Source organism: Microbacterium sp. CSI-V (genome assembly GCF_001984105.1).
In the GTDB taxonomy this organism is placed as follows: Bacteria; Actinomycetota; Actinomycetes; order Actinomycetales; family Microbacteriaceae; genus Microbacterium.
Window position 1 is genome coordinate 29,433 of sequence record NZ_MTQM01000009.1, and the last position, 20,641, is coordinate 50,073.

Below are 20,641 nucleotides of genomic sequence, written 5' to 3' on the forward strand. Positions count from 1 at the left end.
CTGCTTCGACACGGCGGTCCTAGGGTCGAAGGTGCGGAGTCCACCCTACGCCGCCCGCTCCCCCACCCCGACAGAGGAGACATCGTGACCGTCGAGTTCGACACCACCTCCCCGAAGTTCGCCGCGTACGCCGAGCCCGGCCGTCTCGTGACCGGCGACTGGCTGCAGGAACGCCTGGGCCAGCCGGGCCTCGTCGTCGTCGAATCCGACGAGGACGTCCTGCTCTACGAGACGGGTCACATCCCCGGCGCGGTGAAGGTCGACTGGCACACCGAACTCAACGACCCCGTGGTCCGCGACTACGTCGATGGCGAGGGGTTCGCCGAACTCCTGAGCCGCAAGGGCATCGCCCGCGACGACACGGTCGTCATCTACGGCGACAAGAACAACTGGTGGGCCGCCTACGCCCTGTGGGTGTTCTCGCTGTTCGGACACGCGGACGTGCGCCTCCTCGACGGCGGCCGCGACAAGTGGATCGCCGAGGGGCGCCCGATCACCACCGAGCCGACCACCCGCGAACCGGTCGAGTACCCGATCGTCGAGCGCGACGACACGCTGATCCGCGCCTACAAGGACGACGTGCTCGCCCACCTCGGCAACCCCCTCATCGACGTCCGCTCCCCCGAGGAGTACTCCGGTGAGCGCACCTCGGCCCCTGCCTACCCCGAAGAGGGCGCGCTCCGCGCCGGCCACATCCCCAGCGCGCAGAGCGTTCCGTGGGCCAAGGCCGTCGCCGAGGACGGCGGTTTCAAGTCGCGCGAAGAACTGGATGCCATCTACCGCGATGGCGCGGGCCTCGCGGACGGCGACAAGATCGTGGCGTACTGCCGCATCGGCGAGCGTTCCAGCCACACGTGGTTCGTGCTGAAGCACCTGCTCGGCTTCGAGGACGTGCGCAACTACGACGGCTCGTGGACCGAGTGGGGCAGCGCGGTGCGCGTGCCCATCGTCTCGGGCGCCGAGCCGGGCGAGGTCCCCGCGCGCTGAGCCCGGGCGCGGCGGGCGTGGGAGACTGGCGGTGATGTCCGAGAACACGCTCCCCGCCCGCCTCGCCGAGATCCGCGACGAGTTCCTCGAGCTCGACGAGCCCGACCGACTGCAGCTCCTGTTGGAGTTCTCGCACGAGCTGCCCGACGTCCCGGCCGAGTACGCGGATCACCCCGAGATGTGCGAGCGGGTCGCCGAGTGCCAGTCGCCGGTGTACATCGTGGTCGACGTCGACGACGCCGGCCACGTGGCGATGCACGCGACCGCACCGGCCGAGGCGCCCACGACCCGCGGCTTCGCGAGCATCCTGGCGCAGGGACTCACCGGCCTGTCGGCCGAGGAGGTCCTCGCGGTCCCCGACGACTTCCCGCAGAGCATCGGCCTCACGCGGGCGGTGAGTCCGCTCCGCATCGCCGGTATGACCGGAATGCTCATGCGCGCGAAGCGTCAGGTACGGGCCAAGAGCGGTCTCTGACCACTCACTCCCCGGCGGCGAGCCCCTGCGCGCGCACCCAGTCCTGGATGGCCCGGGTCCACCGCGCCTCGTCGTAGTTCCAGAGCTTCGTGTGGCGCGCGACGGTGAACGTCTCCATCGTCACGAGATCGGGCCGCGCCTCGGCGAGGGCGTGCGACGCGTCGCTGGGGACGAATCCGTCATCGTCGCTGTGGAGGAGGAGCACGGGATGCCGAAGCTCCCCCGCGCGGGCGACGGCGTCGAGGCTGTCGAGCGGGATGGCGGACCCGCTGCCGGTGAGGACGGCGCCCCACTCGGAGTCGAGGATGCGCTGCGCGAACGCCAGCACGACGCCGGGGAGGCGCAGCAGGCGGCTGTGGTATCGCAGCACCGTGCGCCAGTCGGCGACGGGCGACTCGAGGATGAGGCCCTCGATCACGTCGCGGTGCGGAGACGCGAACTCGGTCTGAAGCGCGATCGCGCCACCCATCGACCAGCCCATCAGCAGGATGCGGCGGGCGCCCTGACGGCGGGCGTATCCGATCGCGGCGTCGACGTCGCGCCACTCGGTCGCCCCGAGGGCGTAGGTGCCGGTGCGGCTGCGGGGTGCTTCTCCGTCGTTGCGGTACGAAACGAGGAGGCTCGTGATGCCGAGGTCGTGGAAGACGGGGACGGCGCGCAGTGCTTCGGATCGGGTCGTCCCGCGCCCGTGCACCTGGATCACCCACACGTCGGTGTCGACGGCGGCGGGGAACTCCCACGCCGCGCACGGGCCGACCGGCGTGCCGATGAGCGCGTTGCGGTACGGGATCTGCAGGTCGTCGGGCTTGTCGTAGTACCAACCGCTGAACGCGGCCGCCGGAGCGAGATGGGCATCGACCGGCACGTGGGTCAGGAGCTTGCGGGTGACGCTCGCGTGGTCGGCCCTGACGACCGAGCCCAGCCGCAGATAGTCGAGCGACCCCGTCGTGAAGAGGCCGTAGCGCCCCGGGAGGGCGGTGTCGTCCGTGCGCTGGAGGGTGATGGTCTGCGCCGCCGGATCGAGCGCGAGGAGCTGGACGTCGGGGACGCGGCCCGCGGGGGTGACCACGGTGCGAGCCATCCGCAGCGATAAGGCGCCGAGGGCGGCGGCGCTGAGCCCGAGCGCGGTCGTGAGAGCGGCGATGGCGACCCGCAACGGTGCGGCCGCGGGGTGCGGGGCACGGCGCCTCGCGGCGCGCCTGGGAGCGTTCATCGAGGCCTCACTCTAGTCTGTGGCCGTGACTGACCCCCGCTCACCCGAGGCGGCGACCCCCTTCGCCCGGGCGGCCGACGAGTTGCGCGAGACCGCGTTCCGCGACGATTTCGTCGTGCGCGAGATCCCGTCCCCGTCGGGCCTCGCGCCGCAGTCGCTGGCACTGGCCGGCGACGTGCGGCCCGACGCGCACACGACGGATTCGCCGTTCGGTACGGGGCGCTTCATCCTGCTGCACGACCCGGAGGAACCCGAGGCGTGGGGCGGTGCGTGGCGCGTGGTGTGCTTCGCCCAGGCCCCGCTCGAGCCGGAGATCGGGATCGATCCCCTCCTGGCGGACGTCGCCTGGTCGTGGCTGATCGACGCGCTCGATTCGCGCGGTGCCGAACGCCACTCGGAGTCGGGGACGGCGACCAAGACGCTGTCCACCGGTTTCGGGGCTCTCGCGGCGCAGGGCGAGGGGTCACAGATCGAACTCCGCGCGTCGTGGTCGCCGCGCGGTCCGTTTCGCCCGCACCTGGAGGCGTGGGCCGAATTGGTCTGCATGCTCGCCGGACTCCCCCCGGGGTCCGAGGGCGTTGCGGTCCTCGGAGCCCGGAGGCCCCCGCGTGGTTGAGTACACCGTCATCGAGGATGCCCCGGGTCTGTCCGCGGCGTCGCAGTCGCTGGCATCCGGAGTCGGCCCCGTGGCCGTCGACGTCGAGCGCGCGTCGGGGTTCCGGTACTCCCAGCGGGCGTACCTCATCCAGGTCTTCCGTCGCGAGGCGGGGGTATTCCTGTTCGATCCGTCCACGATCGAGGACTTCGCGCCGCTCCAGGACGCCATCGGCGACGTCGAGTGGGTCTTCCACGCCGCGAGCCAGGATCTGCCGTCGCTGCGCGAGCGAGGTCTCGAACCCCCGGTGATCTTCGACACCGAGCTCGGTGCTCGTCTGCTCGGTCACGAGCGCGTCGGCCTCGGCGCCGTCGTCGAGGAGACTCTGGGCATCACACTCGCGAAGGCGCACTCCGCGGCCGACTGGTCGACCCGGCCGCTCCCGGCCTCCTGGCTCGAATACGCCGCGCTCGACGTCGAGCACCTCGTCGACGTGCGCGACAAGCTCGCCGCCGAGCTCGACGAGCAGGAGAAGACGGAGTTCGCGCGGCAGGAGTTCCAGGCGGTGCTCGAGCGGCTGCCGAAGCCGCCGCGCGACGACCCGTGGCGCCGCCTCAGCGGTCTGCACACCGTGCGTGGCCGCCGCTCCCTCGCCGTGGCCCGTTCGCTGTGGCAGGCGCGTGAGGACTATGCCCGCGAGCAGGACGTCGCCCCCGGTCGTCTCGTGCCCGACCGCGCGCTCGTCGCCGCCGTCCTCGCCGACCCGCAGACCAAGCAGGCGCTCGCGGGCGTCAAAGAGTTCAACGGCCGCGCGAGCCGGACCCAGCTCGACCGCTGGTGGAACGCGATCGTGGCCGGGCGCGAGGCCACCGACCTGCCGCCGGACCGCGTGCCCAGCGACACCCTCCCCCCGCCGCGCGCCTGGGTCGACCGCAACCCCGAGGCGGACCGTCGCCTCAAGGCGGCCCGGCCCGCCGTCGAGGCGCGCGCGGAGGAACTCCGGATGCCGACCGAGAACCTCCTCACCCCCGAGACGCTGCGCCGCGTAGCGTGGACTCCCCCGGCCGAGGTGACCATCGAGTCCGTCTCGGCCTCACTCGCCGAGCTCGGCGCCCGCCCGTGGCAGATTGAGCAGACTGCACAGGTGATCGCGGATAGCTTTGTAGCTTCCCTCAACGCCGATCCGGACGTCTCGGAACCGACTTCGTAGGTTCGGACAACCGATTCTTCGCGTCGCGACGCGTTTCCTAGGCTGGCTGCATCCCAAACAATGGAGGCAGAGTGGCCGAGATGTCGGACGTCTTCTTCGTCGACGGTATGCGTACCCCCTTCGGGCGCGCCGGCGAGAAGGGCATGTACTGGAACACCCGCGCGGACGACCTCGTCGTCAAGGCGATCATCGGGTTGATGGAACGCAACGGCGACGTGCCGAAGGACCGGATCGACGACGTGGCGATCGCCGCGACGTCGCAGACCGGTGACCAGGGCCTCACGCTCGGGCGGACGGCGGCGATCCTCGCGGGTCTGCCGATGACCGTGCCGGGTCTGGCGATCGAGCGCATGTGCGCCGGCGCCATGACGAGCGTCACCACGATGGGCGCGTCGATCGGTGTCGGCATGTACGACCTCGCCCTCGCGGGCGGCGTCGAGCACATGGGCCGGCACCCCATCGGCGCCAACGCCGACCCCAACCCGCGCTTCGTCGCCGAGAAGCTCGTCGACCCGGGCGCCCTCAACATGGGCGTCACGGCCGAGCGCATCCACGACCGGTTCCCGCACCTGACGAAGGAGCGCGCGGACCGGTTCGGCATGGCCAGCCAGCACAAGGCGCAGGCCGCGTACGAGGCCGGGAAGTTCCAGCCCGACCTCGTCTCGGTCGCGGTGAAGGACGCCGACGGCGCGTGGGGCCTCGCCACGGAGGACGAGGGGCGTCGCCCCGAGACCACCCTCGAGGGTCTGGCATCCCTCAAGACGCCGTTCCGCCCGCACGGTCGCGTGACCGCCGGGACCTCGTCGCCCCTCACCGACGGTGCGACGATCAGCCTGCTCGCGGGCTCGGACGCCGTGAAGGAGCTCGGTCTCACGCCGAAGATGCGGATGGTCTCGTTCGCGTTCGCCGGTGTGCAGCCCGAGATCATGGGCATCGGTCCGATCCCCTCGACCGAGAAGGCGCTGAAGAAGGCCGGACTCACGATCGACGACATCGGCCTGTTCGAGCTCAACGAGGCGTTCGCGATCCAGGTCATCTCGCTCCTCGACCACTTCGGCATCGCCGACGACGACCCCCGGGTGAACCCGTGGGGCGGCGCGATCGCGCTCGGCCACCCGCTCGCGGCATCCGGAGTGCGTCTCATGATCCAGCTCGCCGCGCACTTCGCCGAGCGCCCCGACGTGCGGTACGGCCTCACGGCCATGTGCGTCGGCCTCGGCCAGGGCGGCTCGGTGATCTGGGAGAACCCGTTCTTCGACGGAAAGAAGAAGCGCAAGTGACCGACTACGACTCGATCGACTTCTCGCCCCTCGACGCCCTCACGGGCGACGAGGTCGTGACCCACTCCCCCGTCCGCGACGTGCGCCTGCCCTCGGGCAACGTCGTCGCGCTCGTGACGCTCGACAACGGACGCGACCACACCCGGCCCAACACGCTGGGTCCGGCGACGCTGGCGGAACTCGGGCGCACGCTGGAGACGCTGAAGGAGCGCGCCGCGGCCGGCGAGATCCACGCGGTCGCGATCACCGGGAAGCAGTACATCCTCGCCGCCGGTGCCGACCTCTCCGACGTGGCCAAGCTGCCGTCGAAGGACGTCGCGCGGCTCATCGCCCAGCGGGGGCACCAGGTGCTCGGATCGCTGTCCGAGCTCGGCGTGCCGTCGTTCGCGTTCGTGAACGGCCTCGCCCTCGGTGGCGGCCTCGAGATCGCGCTGAACTCCACGTACCGCACGGTCGACGCGTCGGCTGCGGCGATCGCCCTGCCCGAGGTGTTCCTCGGCATCATCCCCGGCTGGGGTGGCGCCTACCTGCTGCCGAACCTCATCGGCATCGAGAACGCGCTCGAGGTCGTGGTGTCCAACCCGCTCAAGCAGAACCGGGTGCTCAAGCCCCAGCAGGCGTTCGACCTCGGGATCATGGATGCCATCTTCCCGGCGGCCTCCTACCTCGAGGACTCGCTGCGCTGGGCCGACGGCGTCCTCACCGGTCGCATCAGGGTCGAGCGCAAGAACGAGCCCGGCAAGATCGAGCGCCTGACCAAGTGGCCGATCGCGATCAAGGTCGCCCGCGGCATGCTCGAGTCCAAGATCGGGACGGTTCCGCGCTCCCCCTACGTCGCTCTCGACCTGCTCGACAAGGCCCGGAGCGGCACGAAGGCCGAGGGCTTCGCGCGCGAGGACGAGGCTCTCGCCGACCTCATCACGGGCGACCAGTTCGCGGCATCCATGTACGCCTTCGACCTCGTGCAGAAGCGCGCGAAGCGGCCGGTCGGGGCTCCCGACAAGGCGCTCGCGAAGAAGGTGACGAAGGTCGGCGTGATCGGTGCGGGCCTCATGGCGTCGCAGTTCGCCCTCCTGTTCGTGCGGAAGCTGCGGGTGCCCGTCGTCATCACCGACCTCGATCAGGGACGCGTCGACAAGGGCGTGGCATCCATCCGGGAGGAGATCGGCAAGCTCGAGGCGAAGGGCCGGCTCGACGCCGACACCGCCAATCAGCTGCGCGCGCTCGTGCACGGCACGACCGACCGCTCGGAGTTCGCCGACTGCGACTTCGTCATCGAGGCGGTGTTCGAAGAGGTCGGGGTCAAGCAGGAGGTGTTCTCCGCGATCGAGAAGATCGTCGCGGACGACACGATCCTCGCCACCAACACCTCGTCGCTGTCGGTCGCCGAGATCGGTTCGGCGCTGGAGCACCCCGAGCGGCTCGTCGGCTTCCACTTCTTCAACCCGGTCGCGGTCATGCCGCTCATCGAGGTCGTGAAGACGGATGCCACCTCCGACGCCGCGCTGTCGACGGCGTTCGTCGTGGCCAAGGGGCTCGGCAAGAACGCCGTCCTGACCGCCGACGCGCCCGGGTTCGTCGTGAACCGTCTGCTGGCCAAGGTCATGGGCGAGGCCGCGCGTGCCGTGTACGAGGGCACGCCGATCACGGTCGTCGAGAAGGCGTTCGCGCCCCTCGGGCTGCCGATGGGTCCGTTCCAGCTCATCGACCTCGTCGGTTGGAAGGTCGCCGCGCACGTGCAGGACACGATGGCGCACGCGTTCCCCGAGCGCTTCTTCGCCTCCGAGAACTTCCACGAACTCGCGGCTCTCCCCGAGGTCGTCGAGAAGGACAAGGGCGGACGCGTGACCGGCTGGACGAAGGCGGCGCAGAAGGTGCTCGTCACCGGAAAGACCCCGGTGGCGCCCGAGACCATCCTCGCCCGGGTTCAGGACGGCCTCGCGCAGGAGATCAAGATCATGCTCGACGAGGGTGTGGTCCCCGAGGTGCAGGACATCGACCTGTGCCTCATCCTCGGCGCGGGCTGGCCGTTCATCGACGGCGGAGCCTCGCCCTACCTCGACCGCGAGGGGGCGTCGGAGCGCGCGTTCGGCGACACGTTCCACCACCCGCCGATCCGCGGTATCGGCGGCTGAAAGCCCGAACACGACAGCGGCGCCGCCCCCGAGGGGCGGCGCCGCCGTCGTTCGTGCGGGACCTACGGGCGGGACTTCTCCCACTCCTCCAGCGTCGGGATCGCGCCGGTGGGCGTCTGCCGCGCCATGGGGATCCGCGTGCCGAGCACCTGGGCGACCACGTCGTGGGCGATCTTGGATGCGGTGAGCCCGGCATCCTCGAGGATCTGCTCGCGCGTGGCGTGGTCGATGAATTCGTCCGGGATGCCGAGCTCGTCGACCGCCGTGTCGACACCGGCCTCGCGCAGCACCTGGCGCACGCGGGTTCCGACGCCGCCGACCCGGATGCCGTCCTCGATCGTGATCACGAGCCGGTGCTCGCGCGCCAGGTCGACGATCGAGGGCTGCACGGGGATCGCCCAGCGCGGGTCGACGACGGTGGCGCCGATGCCCTGCGCCCGCAGCCGCTCGGCGACCTCCATCGCGAGGTGGACCATCGGGCCGATGCCGACGAGCAGCACGTCGTCGGACGTGCCTCGCGCGAGGACGTCGACGCCGTCGGGCAGGCGCTCGATCGCGTCGAGGTCGGCGGGCACACCACCCTTCGGGTAGCGCACGACGGTCGGCGCATCGCCGACGGCGACCGCCTCGCGGAACTCCTCGCGCAGGCGGGTCGCGTCGCGCGGAGCGGCGATCCGGATGCCGGGGACGAGCTGCAGCATGGCGAGGTCCCAGATGCCGTGGTGGCTCGGGCCGTCGGGGCCGGTGACGCCGGCACGGTCGAGGACGAAGGTGACGCCGGCCTTGTGCAGGGCGACATCCATCATCACCTGGTCGAACGCACGGTTCATGAAGGTCGCGTAGATCGCCACGACGGGGTGGAGGCCCCCGAAGGCGAGGCCGGCGGCGGAGGCGACGGCGTGCTGCTCGGCGATGCCGACGTCGTACACGCGCTCGGGGAAGCGCTGCGCGAAGGACTGCAGACCCGTGGGGCGCAGCATCGCCGCCGTCATCGCGATCACGTCGTCGCGCTCGGTGCCGACGGCGGTGAGCTCCTCGGCGAACACGTCGGTCCACTGCGGGCCCCCGCCCGAGCCGAGGGCCTCGCCGGTGATCGGGTCGATCTTGCCGACCGCGTGGAACTGATCCGCCTCGTCACTGAGCGCGGGCGCGTAGCCGCTGCCCTTGTCGGTGATCGCGTGCACGATGACCGGGGCGCCGTACGACTTCGCCAGCTCGAGCGTCTCGATGAGCGACTCGAAGTCGTGCCCGTCGATGGGGCCGAGGTACTTGATGTCGAGGTTGCTGTACAGCGCCTCGTTGTTCGTGAAGCGCGAGAGGAAGCCGTGCGTGCCGCCGCGCACGCCGCGGTAGACCGCGCGCGCCGCGGGTCCGAGACGGCGGAACAGCGTGTCGGACCCGCGGTGCAGCGTGCGGTACGCCTCGTTCGTGCGCACCCGGTTGAGGTAGCGGGCCATGCCGCCGATCGTCGGCGCGTACGAGCGGCCGTTGTCGTTGACGACGATGACGAGGTTGCGGTCGTTGTCGTCGCTGATGTTGTTCAGCGCCTCCCACGTCATGCCGCCCGTGAGCGCGCCGTCGCCCACGACGGCGATGACGTGGCGGTCCTTGCGCCCCGTGCGGGAGAACGCGCGCGACACGCCGTCCGCCCAGCTCAGCGAGCTCGACGCGTGCGAGGACTCGACGATGTCGTGCTCGCTCTCGGAACGCTGCGGGTAGCCGGCCAGGCCGCCGCGCGAACGCAGCTGGGCGAAGTCCTGGCGGCCGGTGAGGATCTTGTGCACGTACGACTGGTGCCCGGTGTCGAAGATGATCGGGTCGGCCGGGGAGTCGAAGACGCGGTGGAGGGCGATCGTCAGCTCGACGACACCCAGATTGGGGCCGAGGTGACCGCCGGTGCGGGCGACGTTCTCGACGAGGAACGAGCGGATCTCGGCGGCGAGCTGCCGCAGCTGATCGGGGGTCAGACCGTCGAGGTCGCGGGGACCGTGGATGCCGGGTAGGAGAGCCATGTGACTCCTCTCGTGCGGTGCGCACAGGAACCTGCGCGTCTGTCGATTCTATTCTCGGGGGGTGCGAGAGGCTCGGCAACGGCTTGCGCGGGCCGCCCCGACCTGAGCGTGAGTCGCCAGGATCTGTCGCCTTGCCGACGGCGGTGGCGACACATCGTGGCGACTCACGCGGCGGGAACACGACAGCGCCCCGGGGGCAGGAGCTCCCGGGGCGCTGTCGAGGCGGGGATCAGACCAGCGAACGCAGCACGTACTGGAGGATGCCGCCGTTGCGGTAGTAGTCGGCCTCACCGGGGGTGTCGATGCGGACCACGGCGTCGAACGTCACGGTCTGCTTGCCCTCGGGCGAGAACTCGCTCGGCTCGGCGGTGACCTTGACGGTCTTGGGCGTGACGCCCTCGTTGAGCTGCTCGAGGCCCTCGATCGAGACGATCTCGGTGCCGTCGAGGCCCAGCGACTTCCAGCTCTCGCCCGCGGGGAACTGCAGCGGGACGACGCCCATGCCGATGAGGTTCGAGCGGTGGATGCGCTCGAAGCTCTCGGTGATGACGGCCTTCACACCGAGCAGGTTCGTACCCTTGGCCGCCCAGTCGCGCGACGAACCGGAGCCATACTCCTTGCCGCCGAAGATCACCAGCGGGGTGCCCTGCGCCTGGTAGTTCTGGCTCGCGTCGAAGATGAACGACTGCGGACCACCGGGCTGCGTGAAGTCACGGGTGTATCCGCCCTCGACGACCTTGCCGTCGTTGACGGCCGCGGTGAGCTCGTTCTTCAGGCGGATGTTCGCGAACGTGCCGCGGATCATGACCTCGTGGTTGCCGCGGCGCGAGCCGTAGGAGTTGAAGTCCTTCTGCGCGACGCCGTGCTCGGTCAGGTACTGCGCGGCGGGCGTGCCCGCCTTGATGTTGCCGGCCGGGCTGATGTGGTCGGTCGTGACCGAGTCGCCGAGGGCCGCCATGACGCGCGCGCCGCTGATGTCGGTGACCGGCGACGGCTCCATCGACATGCCGTCGAAGTAGGGCGCCTTCCGGACGTAGGTCGAGTCGGCATCCCATTCGAAGATCGGACCGGTCGGGGTGGGCAGGTTCTTCCAGCGCTCGTCGCCCTCGAAGACGGTGGCGTACTGCTGGATGAACTGCTCGCGCGAGATCGACGCGTCGATGATCGTCTGCACCTGGTCGGGCGCCGGCCAGATGTCCTTGAGGAAGACGTCCTCGCCGTTCTGGTCCTTGCCGAGGGGGTCGGTCTCGAAGTCGAAGTTCATCGAGCCGGCCAGGGCGTAGGCGACCACCAGCGGCGGGGATGCCAGGTAGTTCATCTTCACGTCGGGGCTGATGCGACCCTCGAAGTTGCGGTTGCCGGAGAGGACGGCCGTGACGGCGAGGTCGTTCTCGTTGATCGCCTCGGAGACCTCCTCGATGAGGGGGCCGGAGTTCCCGATGCAGATCGTGCAGCCGTAGCCGACGGTGTAGAAGTCCAGGCCCTCGAGCGCCTTGTCGAGACCCGACTTCTCGTAGTAGTCGGTGACGACCTTCGAGCCGGGGCCGAGCGTCGTCTTGACCCACGGCTTGCGCTTCAGACCCTTGTCGACGGCGTTCTTGGCGAGCAGACCCGCCGCGATCATGACCGAGGGGTTCGAGGTGTTCGTGCAGGACGTGATGGCGGCGAGCGTGACCGCGCCGTTGTCGAGCAGGTAGGACTGCCCCTCGGGCGTGGTGACCTTCACGGGCTTCGACGCGTTGGCGGGGTGCCCGGAGGAGATGAGCACTTCACCGGTGTGGGTGTGCTCGTCGCCCGGCACGGGGCCCGGGTCGGAGGCCGGGAACGACTGGTCGCTCTCGAGGTCGACGATCGAGTCCGAGGTGGACGCGGCGGCGTAGTTGAGGATGTCCTTCTCGAACTGCGACTTCGCCTCGGACAGCAGGATGCGGTCCTGGGGACGCTTCGGGCCGGCGATCGAGGGGACGACGGTCGAGAGGTCGAGCTCCATGTACTCGCTGAAGACGAGCTCGCGCGCCGGGTCGTGCCAGAGCTTCTGCTCCTTGGCGTAGGACTCGACGAGCGCGACGGTCTGCTCGTCGCGACCGGTGAGGCGCAGGTAGTCGAGCGTGACGTCGTCGATGGGGAACATCGCCGCGGTCGAGCCGAACTCGGGGCTCATGTTGCCGATGGTGGCGCGGTTGGCGAGCGGCACGGATGCCACGCCCTCGCCGTAGAACTCGACGAACTTGCCCACGACGCCGTGCTTGCGCAGCATGTCGGTGATCGTCAGGACGACGTCGGTCGCGGTGACGCCGGCGGGGATCTCGCCGCTGAGCTTGAAGCCCACCACGCGCGGGATGAGCATCGACACGGGCTGACCGAGCATCGCGGCCTCGGCCTCGATGCCGCCGACGCCCCAACCGAGGACGCCCAGGCCGTTGACCATCGTGGTGTGCGAGTCGGTGCCGACGCAGGTGTCGGGGTAGGCGCGGAGGACGCCGTCGACGGAGCGGTCGTAGACGACCTTGGCCAGGTGCTCGATGTTCACCTGGTGGACGATGCCGGTGCCCGGGGGGACGACCTTGAAGTCGTCGAAGGCGGTCTGGCCCCAGCGGAGGAACTGGTAGCGCTCACCGTTGCGCTCGTACTCGATCTCGACGTTGCGCTCGAGGGCGTTCTCGCTGCCGAAGAGGTCGGCGATGACCGAGTGGTCGATGACCATCTCGGCCGGCGAGAGGGGGTTGATGCGGTTGGGGTCGCCGCCGAGGGCCGTGACGGCCTCGCGCATCGTCGCGAGGTCGACGATGCAGGGGACGCCGGTGAAGTCCTGCATCACGACGCGCGCGGGCGTGAACTGGATCTCGGTGTCGGGCTCGGCATCCGGGTTCCAGGAGCCGAGGGCGCGGATCTGCTCGGCGGTGACGTTCGCCCCGTCCTCGGTGCGGAGCAGGTTCTCCAGCAGCACCTTCAGGCTGAACGGGAGCTTCTCGAACCCGGCGACGGTGTCGATGCGGAAGATCTCGTAGTCGGTGCTGCCGACCGTCAGGGTGCTCTTGGCACCGAAGCTGTCAACCGTGGACACGATCGTCTCCTTCGTCGGCGTATGCGCAGGCGTCGGCCCGCCCTCTCCCATCTTCCCTGCGCGGTGCAGAGGATGCCAGGAAGGCCGACCTAACCGCGCGGGAGGGAGATTTATCTTGATATCAAGATAAATGTATCAGGACTCGCGCCGGGGGGAGAGAGCGCGCACGGCGAGCCACGTCACGGCCACCATCGGAGCGAACAGCGGCAGACCCATGATGATCTTCAGCGTCCCGAGAGCGGTGACGTCGCCCGCGAAGTACAGCGGGAGCTGCACCGCCAGGCGAGCGAAGAACAGCGCCGCCCACCCGAGGGACAGCCAGGTGAACACGCGGCGGCGACGCTTGTCGGCGCGCCACGACGTGCCCTCGCCCAGCAGGTACCCGGCGATGAGACCGATCAACGGCCAGCCCACGAGCACCGAGACGAGGAACGCGGCGCCGTACGCGCCGTTGGTGAAGAAGCCGAAGACGAAGTTGTCCTGCCCGCGGCCGGTGAACAGCGTCAGCAGCGCCGCGGCGGCCGTCGCGACCAATCCCCCGATCGCCGCGCTCGGAGGCGACTTGGCCAGCAGGCGGGCGATGGTGAAGACCAGTGCCAGCCCCACGGAGACCCCGAGGCTCAGGGGGAGGTTCCCCTGGCGCGTCTCGGGATCGATCGTGACGGTGAACAGCACCACGAACGCCAGCGACGGCAGGACGGACTCCAGGATGCCGCGCCACCCGCCCATGGCCGCCCAGACGGCCGCGCCGGTCGAGGAATGCTTCGACGGATCGAGCCCCGCGCGTCGCGCCGCGCTGCCGAGCGCCGCGGAGACGCTGTCGGCCGCCGAGGGCGGTTCGAGAGGGACGCGGTCGCCGTCGTCGGGGCGCGCGGACTCGGTCATGCCGTGCCGGGGGTGGTCGGCATCCGGAGCGGGATCAGATCGCGCGGGGGCATGGGCGAGCTCCCGCGCACGACGACGATGGACCGGAACAGGTCTTCGACGGCGCCGGCCGCCTCGACGTCCGACGTCGCCGCTCCGCCGATGACACCGCGCAGGAACCAGCGCGGTCCGTCGACGCCGACGAAGCGCGCCAGACGCTTCGTGGAACCGTCGGGTCCGGCCACGACGGGAACCTCGGCGAGCAGCTCGGGGCCGAGGGGGCCCTCGCGCTCCTCGACGCGGCCGCCCTGCTGCTTGACCTGCTGGCGGATCTGCTCGCGCGTCTCCTCCCACAGGCCGCTCGAACGAGGCGCCGCGAACGGCTGCACCTGCAGCGTCGACTCGGCGTAGTCGAGCCCGACGGCGACGATGCGCTTGGTCTGCTCCTCGACCTCGAGTCGGAGGTTCAGGCCCTCCCGCGGCAGGATCTTGATGCCCCCGAGATCGATGTACGGGCGCACCGCATTGGCCTCGGACTCGTCGAAGGGACCGACGGTCTCGCGGTCCACCGGTCCGCTCTTGGCGGGCGGTGCGGCTTCGATCTGCTGGTCGGAGTCGTCGGTCATCGGGTGCTCCCTGAAGGGGTCTGGTAGCCGCTGGATCCGAAGCCGCCTTCTCCGCGCACGCTGGCGGGGAGGTCGTCGACGGGGATGAAGCGCACGGGTGGGACGGGCATGACGATGAGCTGTGCGATGCGGTCTCCGACCGCGATCTCGTAGGCCTCGTCGAGGTCGGTGTTGAGCAGCGCCACCTTGATCTCGCCGCGGTAGCCCGCGTCGACGGTGCCCGGGGAGTTCAAGATCGTGATGCCGTGCTTGGCAGCGAGGCCGCTGCGGGGAACGACGAAGGCGGCGTATCCGTCCGGCAGGGCGATGCGTACGCCGGTGGAGACGAGCGCACGACGACCGGGCTCGAGCCGGACAGCTTCGGCGGCGACGAGGTCGGCTCCGGCGTCGCCGGGGTGGGCGAAGACCGGAGGCTCGGATGCGACAATGAGGACGTCCACCGTTTCGGTCACCCCACGAGGGTAATGCAGAAGAGGGGGTGCGGCATCCGCACCGGAATCGAGTACCGCGAACGCCTGAGTCCGTCCCTCTGGGCGCTCGTCGCCGCGGCGGTCTGCGGCCCCATGGCGGCCCTGGTCTTCTCCCCCATCGACACCACGGTCGCCCTCGTCGTGGGCCTGCTTGTGTCGGTCGGGATCGTGTCCGCGCTCGTCGGGCTCTCCCCCGTGGTCGAGGTGCGGGACGGCGAACTGCGGGCCGGCCGCGCGCACATCCCGGTGGAGTACCTGGGGGTACCGGCCGGTGTCGTGGCGGACGAGGCTCGAACGGCCCGCGGGAGTGGTCTCGACCGGCGGGCCTGGCATCTCATCCGGGGAGGGATCGACGGGATCGTCACGGTACCCGTGACCGATCCCGATGATCCGACTCCCCTGTGGGTGGTGTCGACCCGGACGCCGGACCGCCTCGTGGCGGCGATCCAGCGCGCTCAGGTCAGGCTGCGCACTCCAGGCAGATGAAGCCGGAGCCGCTCTCCTCGGCGATCTGGGAACGGTGCTTCACCAGGAAGCAGTTCATACACGTGAACTCGTCGTCCTGAGGGGGAAGCACGACGACATCGAGGTCGATGTCCGACAGGTCGGCCCCGGGCAGCTCGAAGCCCGAGGGGTTGTCGGCATCCTCGTTGTCGATCGACCCCGACGTCTTGTCGGGCACGCGCTCCTTGAGGGCCTCGATCGACTCGCTGTCGTCCTCGGTCTTGCGCGGTGCGTCGTAATCGGTGGCCATGCGTGAAGGTCTCTACTTCCGGTTTTTCGTGGTGCATCGCCCGAACGGGCGGCCATAGTTTGCATGACCCGAACACGATTAGCAAATGCGGTTCTCGGGACATGCGGGCCCTGCGACGCGTCAAACTCGCGGCGCGCCCGCGTTATTCCCGGCTCCGGCCCCGGGGGCGTGTCAGCATGGGGCTCGACCGCAGATCGGAGGGGTGTTTCGCATGGAACAGCTCAAAGTCATCGGAACCGAGGATGACGTCCTCGTCGTCGCGACCGAAGCGGGCGAACGTTTCGCCCTGCCGCTCGACGAGGTGCTGCGCGCAGAAGCGCGCCGCGCGCGCCGTGGGCGCGAGCACGACGACGAGCGCGCGCCCCGCCCGAGCCCGCGCGACATCCAGGCCCATATCCGAGCCGGGCTCTCGGCGCGAGAGGTCGCCACGCTCCTGGGCGCCCGCGTCGAGGACGTGGAGCGCTTCGAAGGTCCCGTCCTCGCCGAGCGCGAGCACGTGGTCGCGCAGGCCCTCGCCGTCCCCGTCCTCCTCGGCGGCGCGCTGGAACACGACGGTCCGGTCACCTTCGGGACGGCCGTCCGCGCGAAGCTCGCCGAAGCGGGAGCGTCGGCGGAGCGCTGGACGAGCTGGAAGGACTCCTCGGGCTGGATGGTGAAGCTCGAGTTCACCGCGAACGGGATCGATCACGACGCCCGCTGGGGCTTCGACCCGCGGCGCAGCACCCTCTCCCCTCAGAACTCGGATGCCATCCAGCTCTCGCGCCAGGGATCGCTGCCCGAGGGACTCATCCCGCGGCTGCGTGCCCTGGACACCCCGCTCCCCAAGGACGACACGCGCTTCGACAGCGGCGCCTTCGGTCCGCGACGTCTCGACATCGAGGACGAACCGGGCATCGAAGCCACCGGTCCCGTCGCGGCCGCAGTGCAGGCGGCGGCGATCAAGCGGGCACCTGACGCTCCGGTCACGTCCTCCGAGACCGCCGATCTGCTCGAGGCCCTCCGCCGCCGTCGCGGTCAGCGCGAGCCGCTCCCCGGCGTCGTCGAGGCACGCGAGCCCGAGCAGCGCGCGCCCAGTGCGCCGGTCGCCCTCTTCGACGCCCTCGAGCCGGAGTACCGCGCCGAGGAGCCCGAGGCCGAACCCGAGCGCACCGCCGCTCCCCCGGCATCCACCGACTCCGGACGACGCGCGAAGGGCCGACCGTCGATGCCGTCGTGGGACGAGATCGTGTTCGGAGCCCGCACGGACGAGAGCTGACGCCCGTTCGTCAGGCGAATGCGCCGAGCCGCAGGAGCGGCACGGTGCGCTCCTCGTCGGTCAGCGAACCGTGTTGGCCGACCATGCGCTGAGGGCGCTTGTCGCTCTCTCGATCGTCGTAGTACGCGAATCGCCCGCGGGCGGCGACGAGCACGTCCCCGATGCGCTCGTGCACCTCCGGAGCCACCGGACCGAACAGTCCGGCGGCGATCGCCTCGTCCCGCGTCATCACCCAGGCCCGCGCCTGTTCGCGTTCGCGCCATCGCCCGGCCACGGCATCCTGTTCGCCCGGCGCGGTGTACAGGTGCAGCATGCGGGGCTCGCCGCCGACGATCTCGACGCCGTCGACGAGCGCGTCGCCGTGGCCGAGCAGCACGTGCTTGCGGGCGGGGACGTCGACCATCCCGTGATCCGCGGTGACCAGCACGCCGGTCGCGGGGTCGATCGCGCCGGCGAGGTCGCGCGCAGCGGCGTCGACGCGTTCGAGGGCGTCGATCCAGCGATCGGACTCCCAGCCGTCGCGATGTCCGGCGCTGTCGAGGTCGGGCGTGTAGAGGTAGACGAGGGCTCCCGGATGCCGCGAAGCGAGGTCGGCGGCGATGGCGGCGCGCTCGCGCACGTCGGCGGCCGAGACGAACTCGGCGCCCCGGAGCGTCGCCGCCGTGAACCCCGTGCCGGTGTAGTCGGGACGCGAGACGACGAACACGGGGCGACCGCGTTCGGCCTCGCTCTCGAACAGCGGTCGGCTGCGCTGCCACGTGCGCGGGTCGAGACCGTCGGTCTCCCAGCCGTGCAGCTGATTGGCGGCCACGGCGGTACCGGGGATCCGCGTGCGGTAGCCGACGATCCCGTGCGCGCCGGGCTCGGACCCCGTCAACAGGCTCGTCAGCGCCGCTGCGGTCGTGGAGGGGAACACCGTGCGGGCGATGTCGCGTCGCGAACCGGCGGAGCCGAGGAACCGCGCGTGACCGCGACGCTCGGCGAGATTGTGCGAGCCGAGCCCGTCGACGACGAACACCACGGCGCTCCGGGCCGGAGCGAACCATTCCGATCGCCCGTCGAGGGCGGCGATCGCCTCGCTCACCACTCCGGTGAGGCTCCGGGCACGCGGCGGGGCCGCCGGTAGGCTGAGGGACATCGGGGCCAGTCTTCCACACGACTTTCCGCCCCCGTCGCGATCGACGCCCGCCCGACCCGAGGCCGCACCTATGCCCGATTCCCGTTCCACTGCCGCTTCCCCCGCCCCCGAGCGCATCGAAGACGTCGATGTCTCGGTCGAGATGCAGGGGTCGTTCCTCGAGTACGCCTACTCGGTCATCTACTCGCGCGCGCTGCCCGACGCCCGCGACGGCCTCAAGCCCGTCCAGCGGCGCATCCTCTACCAGATGGCCGAGATGGGCCTCCGGCCCGACCGTGGGCACGTCAAGAGCGCGCGCGTCGTCGGCGAGGTGATGGGAAAGCTCCACCCGCACGGCGACACGGCGATCTACGACGCGCTCGTGCGTCTCGCGCAGCATTTCTCGCTGCGGGTGCCCCTCGTCGACGGCCACGGGAACTTCGGCTCGCTCGACGACGGCCCCGCCGCGTCGCGCTACACCGAGGCGCGTCTCGCCCCGCCCGCGCTCGCGCTCACCGAGCACCTCGACGAGGACGTCGTCGACTTCGTCCCCAACTACGACGGCCAGTTCCAGCAGCCCGACGTGCTGCCCGCGGCGTTCCCGAACCTGCTGGTCAACGGTGCGACCGGCATCGCGGTCGGCATGGCGACGAACATGGCGCCCCACAACCTCATCGAGGTCGTGGCAGCCGCCGTCCACCTCCTCCAGAACCCGGATGCCACGGTCGAGGAGCTCATGGAGTTCGTCCCGGGTCCCGACCTCCCCTCGGGCGGCATCATCGTGGGACTGGACGGCATCAAGGACGCGTACACCCAGGGCCGCGGGCTCTTCCGCACCCGGGCGAAGGCGTCTATCGAGTCGCTCGGCCCCCGCCGCACCGGCATCGTGATCACCGAGCTTCCGTATCTCGTCGGCCCCGAGAGGGTGATCGAGAAGATCAAGGATGCCGTTCAGGCGAAGAAGCTCGCGGGCATCGCCGACGTCACCGACCTCAGCGACCGCCAGAACGGCCTGCGGCTCGTCATCGGCATCAAGACCGGCTTCGACCCGCAGGCGGTGCTGGAGCACCTCTACCGGCTGACTCCGCTCGAGGACTCGTTCGGCATCAACAACGTCGCGCTCGTCGACGGCCAGCCTCAGACGCTGGGGCTGCGCGACATGCTGCGGGTGTACCTCGACCACCGCATCCGCGTCGTCACGCGTCGCAGCGAGTACCGTCTGGCGCGCAAGCGCGAGCGCCTCCACCTGGTCGAGGGCCTGCTCATCGCGATCCTCGACATCGACGAGGTCATCCAGGTCATCCGCTCCTCAGACGACGGCGAGCAGGCCCGCACACGCCTGCAGGAGGTCTTCGACCTGTCGCACCCGCAGGCCGAGTACATCCTCGAGCTGCGCCTGCGGCGCCTCACGAGGTTCTCGCGCATCGAGCTCGAGGCCGAGCGCGACCAGTTGCAGGCCGAGATCGACCAGCTCGTCGAGCTCCTCGCCAGTGATGTCCTGCTCCGCGGCCAGGTGGCCGCCGAACTCGAGGCCGCCGCCGAGGCCTACGGCACCCCGCGCCGCACGATGCTGCTCAACGGTGGTCCGGTGCAGCCCCGGTCCGCGAAGGCCGCCGCGGCCGCCGACCTGCAGATCGCCGACTCCCCGTGCCGGGTGTTCCTCTCCGCCACGGGCCGGATGGTGCGTGCCGAGCTCACGGCCGACGCTCCCGGCGGCGGTGTCGTGCCGCCCACGCGGCGCGCGAAGCACGACGCGATCCGTTCCTCGGTCGACACCACGACCCGAGGCGACATCGGCGCCGTCACTTCGGCCGGCCGACTCGTCCGCTTCTCCCCCGTCGACCTGCCGTCGGTGCCAGGCAACGCCGTGCAGATGGCCGCCGGAACGCGCGTCGAGCAGTACCTCGCCCTGGCCAAGGGCGAACAGGTCGTCGCCCTGGTCCCGTTGACCGATGGTCCGCCCATCGCTCTCGGCACGGCCCAGGGCATCGTGAAGCGCGTGGCGGCGAGCGAGCTCGGCACGAAGCCCGAGATCGAGATCATCGTCCTCCGCGACGGCGATCGGGTCGTCGGAGCAGCACCGGCCTCGGATGCCGCCGAGCTGGTGTTCATCGCCGACGACGCGCAACTGCTGCGATTCGACGCCTCGTCCGTGCGACCGCAGGGACGCTCGGCCGGCGGCATGGCCGGCATCCGGTTGTCCGACGGTGCCCGGGTGATCGCGTTCGCCGTCGTGGGCGGATCGTCGTTCGATGCCGTCGTCGTCACGGTCGCCGGATCCTCCGCCGCGCTGGCGGGCACGGACGCCGGCAGCGCCAAGGTCTCGGCCTTCACTGAGTTCCCGGCGAAGGGCCGCGCGACGGGTGGTGTGCGCGCGCAGCGCCTGCTCCGCGGCGAGGACGCCCTGACGCTGGCGTGGGTCGGGTCCGACCCACGCGCCGTCGGCACCGACGGTTCCGTGCGGACGCTGCCCGAGCCCGGCGCGAAGCGCGACGCCTCGGGTCAGCCGCTCGACGCGGTCGTCGGCGCGATCGGCACCACGATCCGCTGAGACGGGCCTCGCGGCGGGTCGGCGCCGCGCGGA

At 70.6% G+C, this 20,641-nt stretch carries 17 protein-coding genes; 9 read left to right on the forward strand and 8 right to left on the reverse strand.

Annotated elements, in window-relative coordinates; all coding sequences use genetic code 11:
- Positions 1-84: 84 nt before the first annotated feature.
- Both CSIV_RS10875 and CSIV_RS10880 read left to right on the forward strand, forming a co-directional pair.
- A complete protein-coding gene (locus CSIV_RS10875; protein ID WP_077051447.1) occupies positions 85-987 on the forward strand; it encodes a sulfurtransferase in 903 nt (300 codons plus the stop codon).
- A 34-nt stretch (positions 988-1,021) separates the two neighbouring features.
- Positions 1,022-1,462: a SufE family protein gene (locus CSIV_RS10880; RefSeq protein WP_077051448.1), complete on the forward strand. Its 441-nt coding sequence runs from the start codon at positions 1,022-1,024 to the stop codon at positions 1,460-1,462.
- A 4-nt stretch (positions 1,463-1,466) separates the two neighbouring features.
- On the opposite strand, the gene CSIV_RS10885 is transcribed toward CSIV_RS10880, so the two are convergent.
- Positions 1,467-2,675, reverse strand: coding sequence for an alpha/beta hydrolase family protein (locus tag CSIV_RS10885; protein ID WP_077051449.1), 1,209 nt, complete (start codon positions 2,673-2,675; stop codon positions 1,467-1,469).
- 25 nt (positions 2,676-2,700) lie between these two features.
- Here CSIV_RS10885 and CSIV_RS10890 point away from each other — a divergent pair, with 25 nt between their 5' ends.
- From CSIV_RS10890 to CSIV_RS10905, 4 genes are all read left to right on the forward strand, one after another.
- Entirely contained in the window at positions 2,701-3,291 is a 591-nt protein-coding gene (locus tag CSIV_RS10890; protein ID WP_077052623.1) for a DUF3000 domain-containing protein, read from the forward strand.
- Complete coding sequence (locus tag CSIV_RS10895) at positions 3,284-4,480, forward strand: ribonuclease D (RefSeq protein ID WP_077051450.1); 1,197 nt, start codon at positions 3,284-3,286, stop codon at positions 4,478-4,480. Before CSIV_RS10890 ends, CSIV_RS10895 begins: the two co-directional genes overlap by 8 nt.
- Positions 4,481-4,551: 71 nt before the next feature.
- Positions 4,552-5,760, forward strand: coding sequence for a thiolase family protein (locus CSIV_RS10900; RefSeq protein WP_077051451.1), 1,209 nt, complete (start codon positions 4,552-4,554; stop codon positions 5,758-5,760).
- Positions 5,757-7,895 (forward strand): 3-hydroxyacyl-CoA dehydrogenase NAD-binding domain-containing protein, encoded by a 2,139-nt coding sequence (locus CSIV_RS10905; RefSeq protein WP_077051452.1) that lies wholly within the window; start codon positions 5,757-5,759, stop codon positions 7,893-7,895. The genes CSIV_RS10900 and CSIV_RS10905 overlap by 4 nt, the downstream gene beginning before the upstream one ends.
- A 62-nt stretch (positions 7,896-7,957) precedes the next feature.
- On the opposite strand, the gene dxs is transcribed toward CSIV_RS10905, so the two are convergent.
- The 5 genes from dxs to dut all read right to left on the reverse strand — a co-directional run bounded on the left by dxs (position 7,958) and on the right by dut (position 14,913).
- Positions 7,958-9,907: a 1-deoxy-D-xylulose-5-phosphate synthase gene (dxs, locus tag CSIV_RS10910; RefSeq protein WP_077051453.1), complete on the reverse strand. Its 1,950-nt coding sequence runs from the start codon at positions 9,905-9,907 to the stop codon at positions 7,958-7,960.
- A gap of 229 nt (positions 9,908-10,136) precedes the next feature.
- On the reverse strand, positions 10,137-12,971 hold the full coding sequence (locus CSIV_RS10915) for an aconitate hydratase (protein WP_077051454.1): 2,835 nt from the start codon (positions 12,969-12,971) through the stop codon (positions 10,137-10,139).
- Positions 12,972-13,106: 135 nt separating this feature from the next.
- Positions 13,107-13,856, reverse strand: a complete 750-nt coding sequence (locus CSIV_RS10920; protein ID WP_077051455.1) for a DUF3159 domain-containing protein — start codon at positions 13,854-13,856, stop codon at positions 13,107-13,109.
- On the reverse strand, positions 13,853-14,461 hold the full coding sequence (locus CSIV_RS10925) for a DUF3710 domain-containing protein (protein WP_077051456.1): 609 nt from the start codon (positions 14,459-14,461) through the stop codon (positions 13,853-13,855). The genes CSIV_RS10920 and CSIV_RS10925 overlap by 4 nt, the downstream gene beginning before the upstream one ends.
- Positions 14,458-14,913 carry a dUTP diphosphatase gene (dut, locus tag CSIV_RS10930; protein ID WP_077051457.1) on the reverse strand — a complete coding sequence of 152 codons (456 nt, stop codon included), beginning with the start codon at positions 14,911-14,913 and terminating at the stop codon, positions 14,458-14,460. The genes CSIV_RS10925 and dut overlap by 4 nt, the downstream gene beginning before the upstream one ends.
- Before the next feature lie 12 nt (positions 14,914-14,925).
- Between dut and CSIV_RS10935 the strand changes: the two genes are divergently transcribed.
- Positions 14,926-15,417: a DUF3093 domain-containing protein gene (locus tag CSIV_RS10935; RefSeq protein ID WP_077051458.1), complete on the forward strand. Its 492-nt coding sequence runs from the start codon at positions 14,926-14,928 to the stop codon at positions 15,415-15,417.
- Here CSIV_RS10935 and CSIV_RS10940 read toward each other — a convergent pair.
- Positions 15,392-15,685, reverse strand: a complete 294-nt coding sequence (locus CSIV_RS10940; RefSeq protein WP_077051459.1) for a DUF4193 domain-containing protein — start codon at positions 15,683-15,685, stop codon at positions 15,392-15,394. The genes CSIV_RS10935 and CSIV_RS10940 overlap by 26 nt on opposite strands.
- Before the next feature lie 211 nt (positions 15,686-15,896).
- On the opposite strand from CSIV_RS10940, the gene sepH reads away from it, so the two are divergent.
- Entirely contained in the window at positions 15,897-16,940 is a 1,044-nt protein-coding gene (gene sepH / locus CSIV_RS10945) for a septation protein SepH (RefSeq protein ID WP_077051460.1), read from the forward strand.
- 10 nt (positions 16,941-16,950) lie between these two features.
- On the opposite strand, the gene CSIV_RS10950 is transcribed toward sepH, so the two are convergent.
- Entirely contained in the window at positions 16,951-18,078 is a 1,128-nt protein-coding gene (locus CSIV_RS10950) for an alkaline phosphatase family protein (RefSeq protein ID WP_077051461.1), read from the reverse strand.
- 70 nt (positions 18,079-18,148) lie between these two features.
- On the opposite strand from CSIV_RS10950, the gene CSIV_RS10955 reads away from it, so the two are divergent.
- On the forward strand, positions 18,149-20,608 hold the full coding sequence (locus CSIV_RS10955; protein WP_077051462.1) for a DNA gyrase/topoisomerase IV subunit A: 2,460 nt from the start codon (positions 18,149-18,151) through the stop codon (positions 20,606-20,608).
- Positions 20,609-20,641: the final 33 nt, after the last annotated feature.

What these genes read in the sequence shown, in the direction of transcription:
- CSIV_RS10880 (WP_077051448.1), top strand. Translation starts at nt 1,022, where the DNA reads ATGTCCGAGAACACGCTCCCCGCCCGCCTCGCCGAGATCCGCGACGAG.
- sepH (WP_077051460.1), top strand. Translation starts at nt 15,897, where the DNA reads ATGGAACAGCTCAAAGTCATCGGAACCGAGGATGACGTCCTCGTCGTC.
- CSIV_RS10920 (WP_077051455.1), bottom strand. Translation starts at nt 13,856, where the DNA reads ATGACCGAGTCCGCGCGCCCCGACGACGGCGACCGCGTCCCTCTCGAA.
- CSIV_RS10950 (WP_077051461.1), bottom strand. Translation starts at nt 18,078, where the DNA reads ATGTCCCTCAGCCTACCGGCGGCCCCGCCGCGTGCCCGGAGCCTCACC.
- CSIV_RS10925 (WP_077051456.1), bottom strand. Translation starts at nt 14,461, where the DNA reads ATGACCGACGACTCCGACCAGCAGATCGAAGCCGCACCGCCCGCCAAG.
- CSIV_RS10940 (WP_077051459.1), bottom strand. Translation starts at nt 15,685, where the DNA reads ATGGCCACCGATTACGACGCACCGCGCAAGACCGAGGACGACAGCGAG.
- CSIV_RS10885 (WP_077051449.1), bottom strand. Translation starts at nt 2,675, where the DNA reads ATGAACGCTCCCAGGCGCGCCGCGAGGCGCCGTGCCCCGCACCCCGCG.
- CSIV_RS10955 (WP_077051462.1), top strand. Translation starts at nt 18,149, where the DNA reads ATGCCCGATTCCCGTTCCACTGCCGCTTCCCCCGCCCCCGAGCGCATC.
- dxs (WP_077051453.1), bottom strand. Translation starts at nt 9,907, where the DNA reads ATGGCTCTCCTACCCGGCATCCACGGTCCCCGCGACCTCGACGGTCTG.
- CSIV_RS10935 (WP_077051458.1), top strand. Translation starts at nt 14,926, where the DNA reads ATGCAGAAGAGGGGGTGCGGCATCCGCACCGGAATCGAGTACCGCGAA.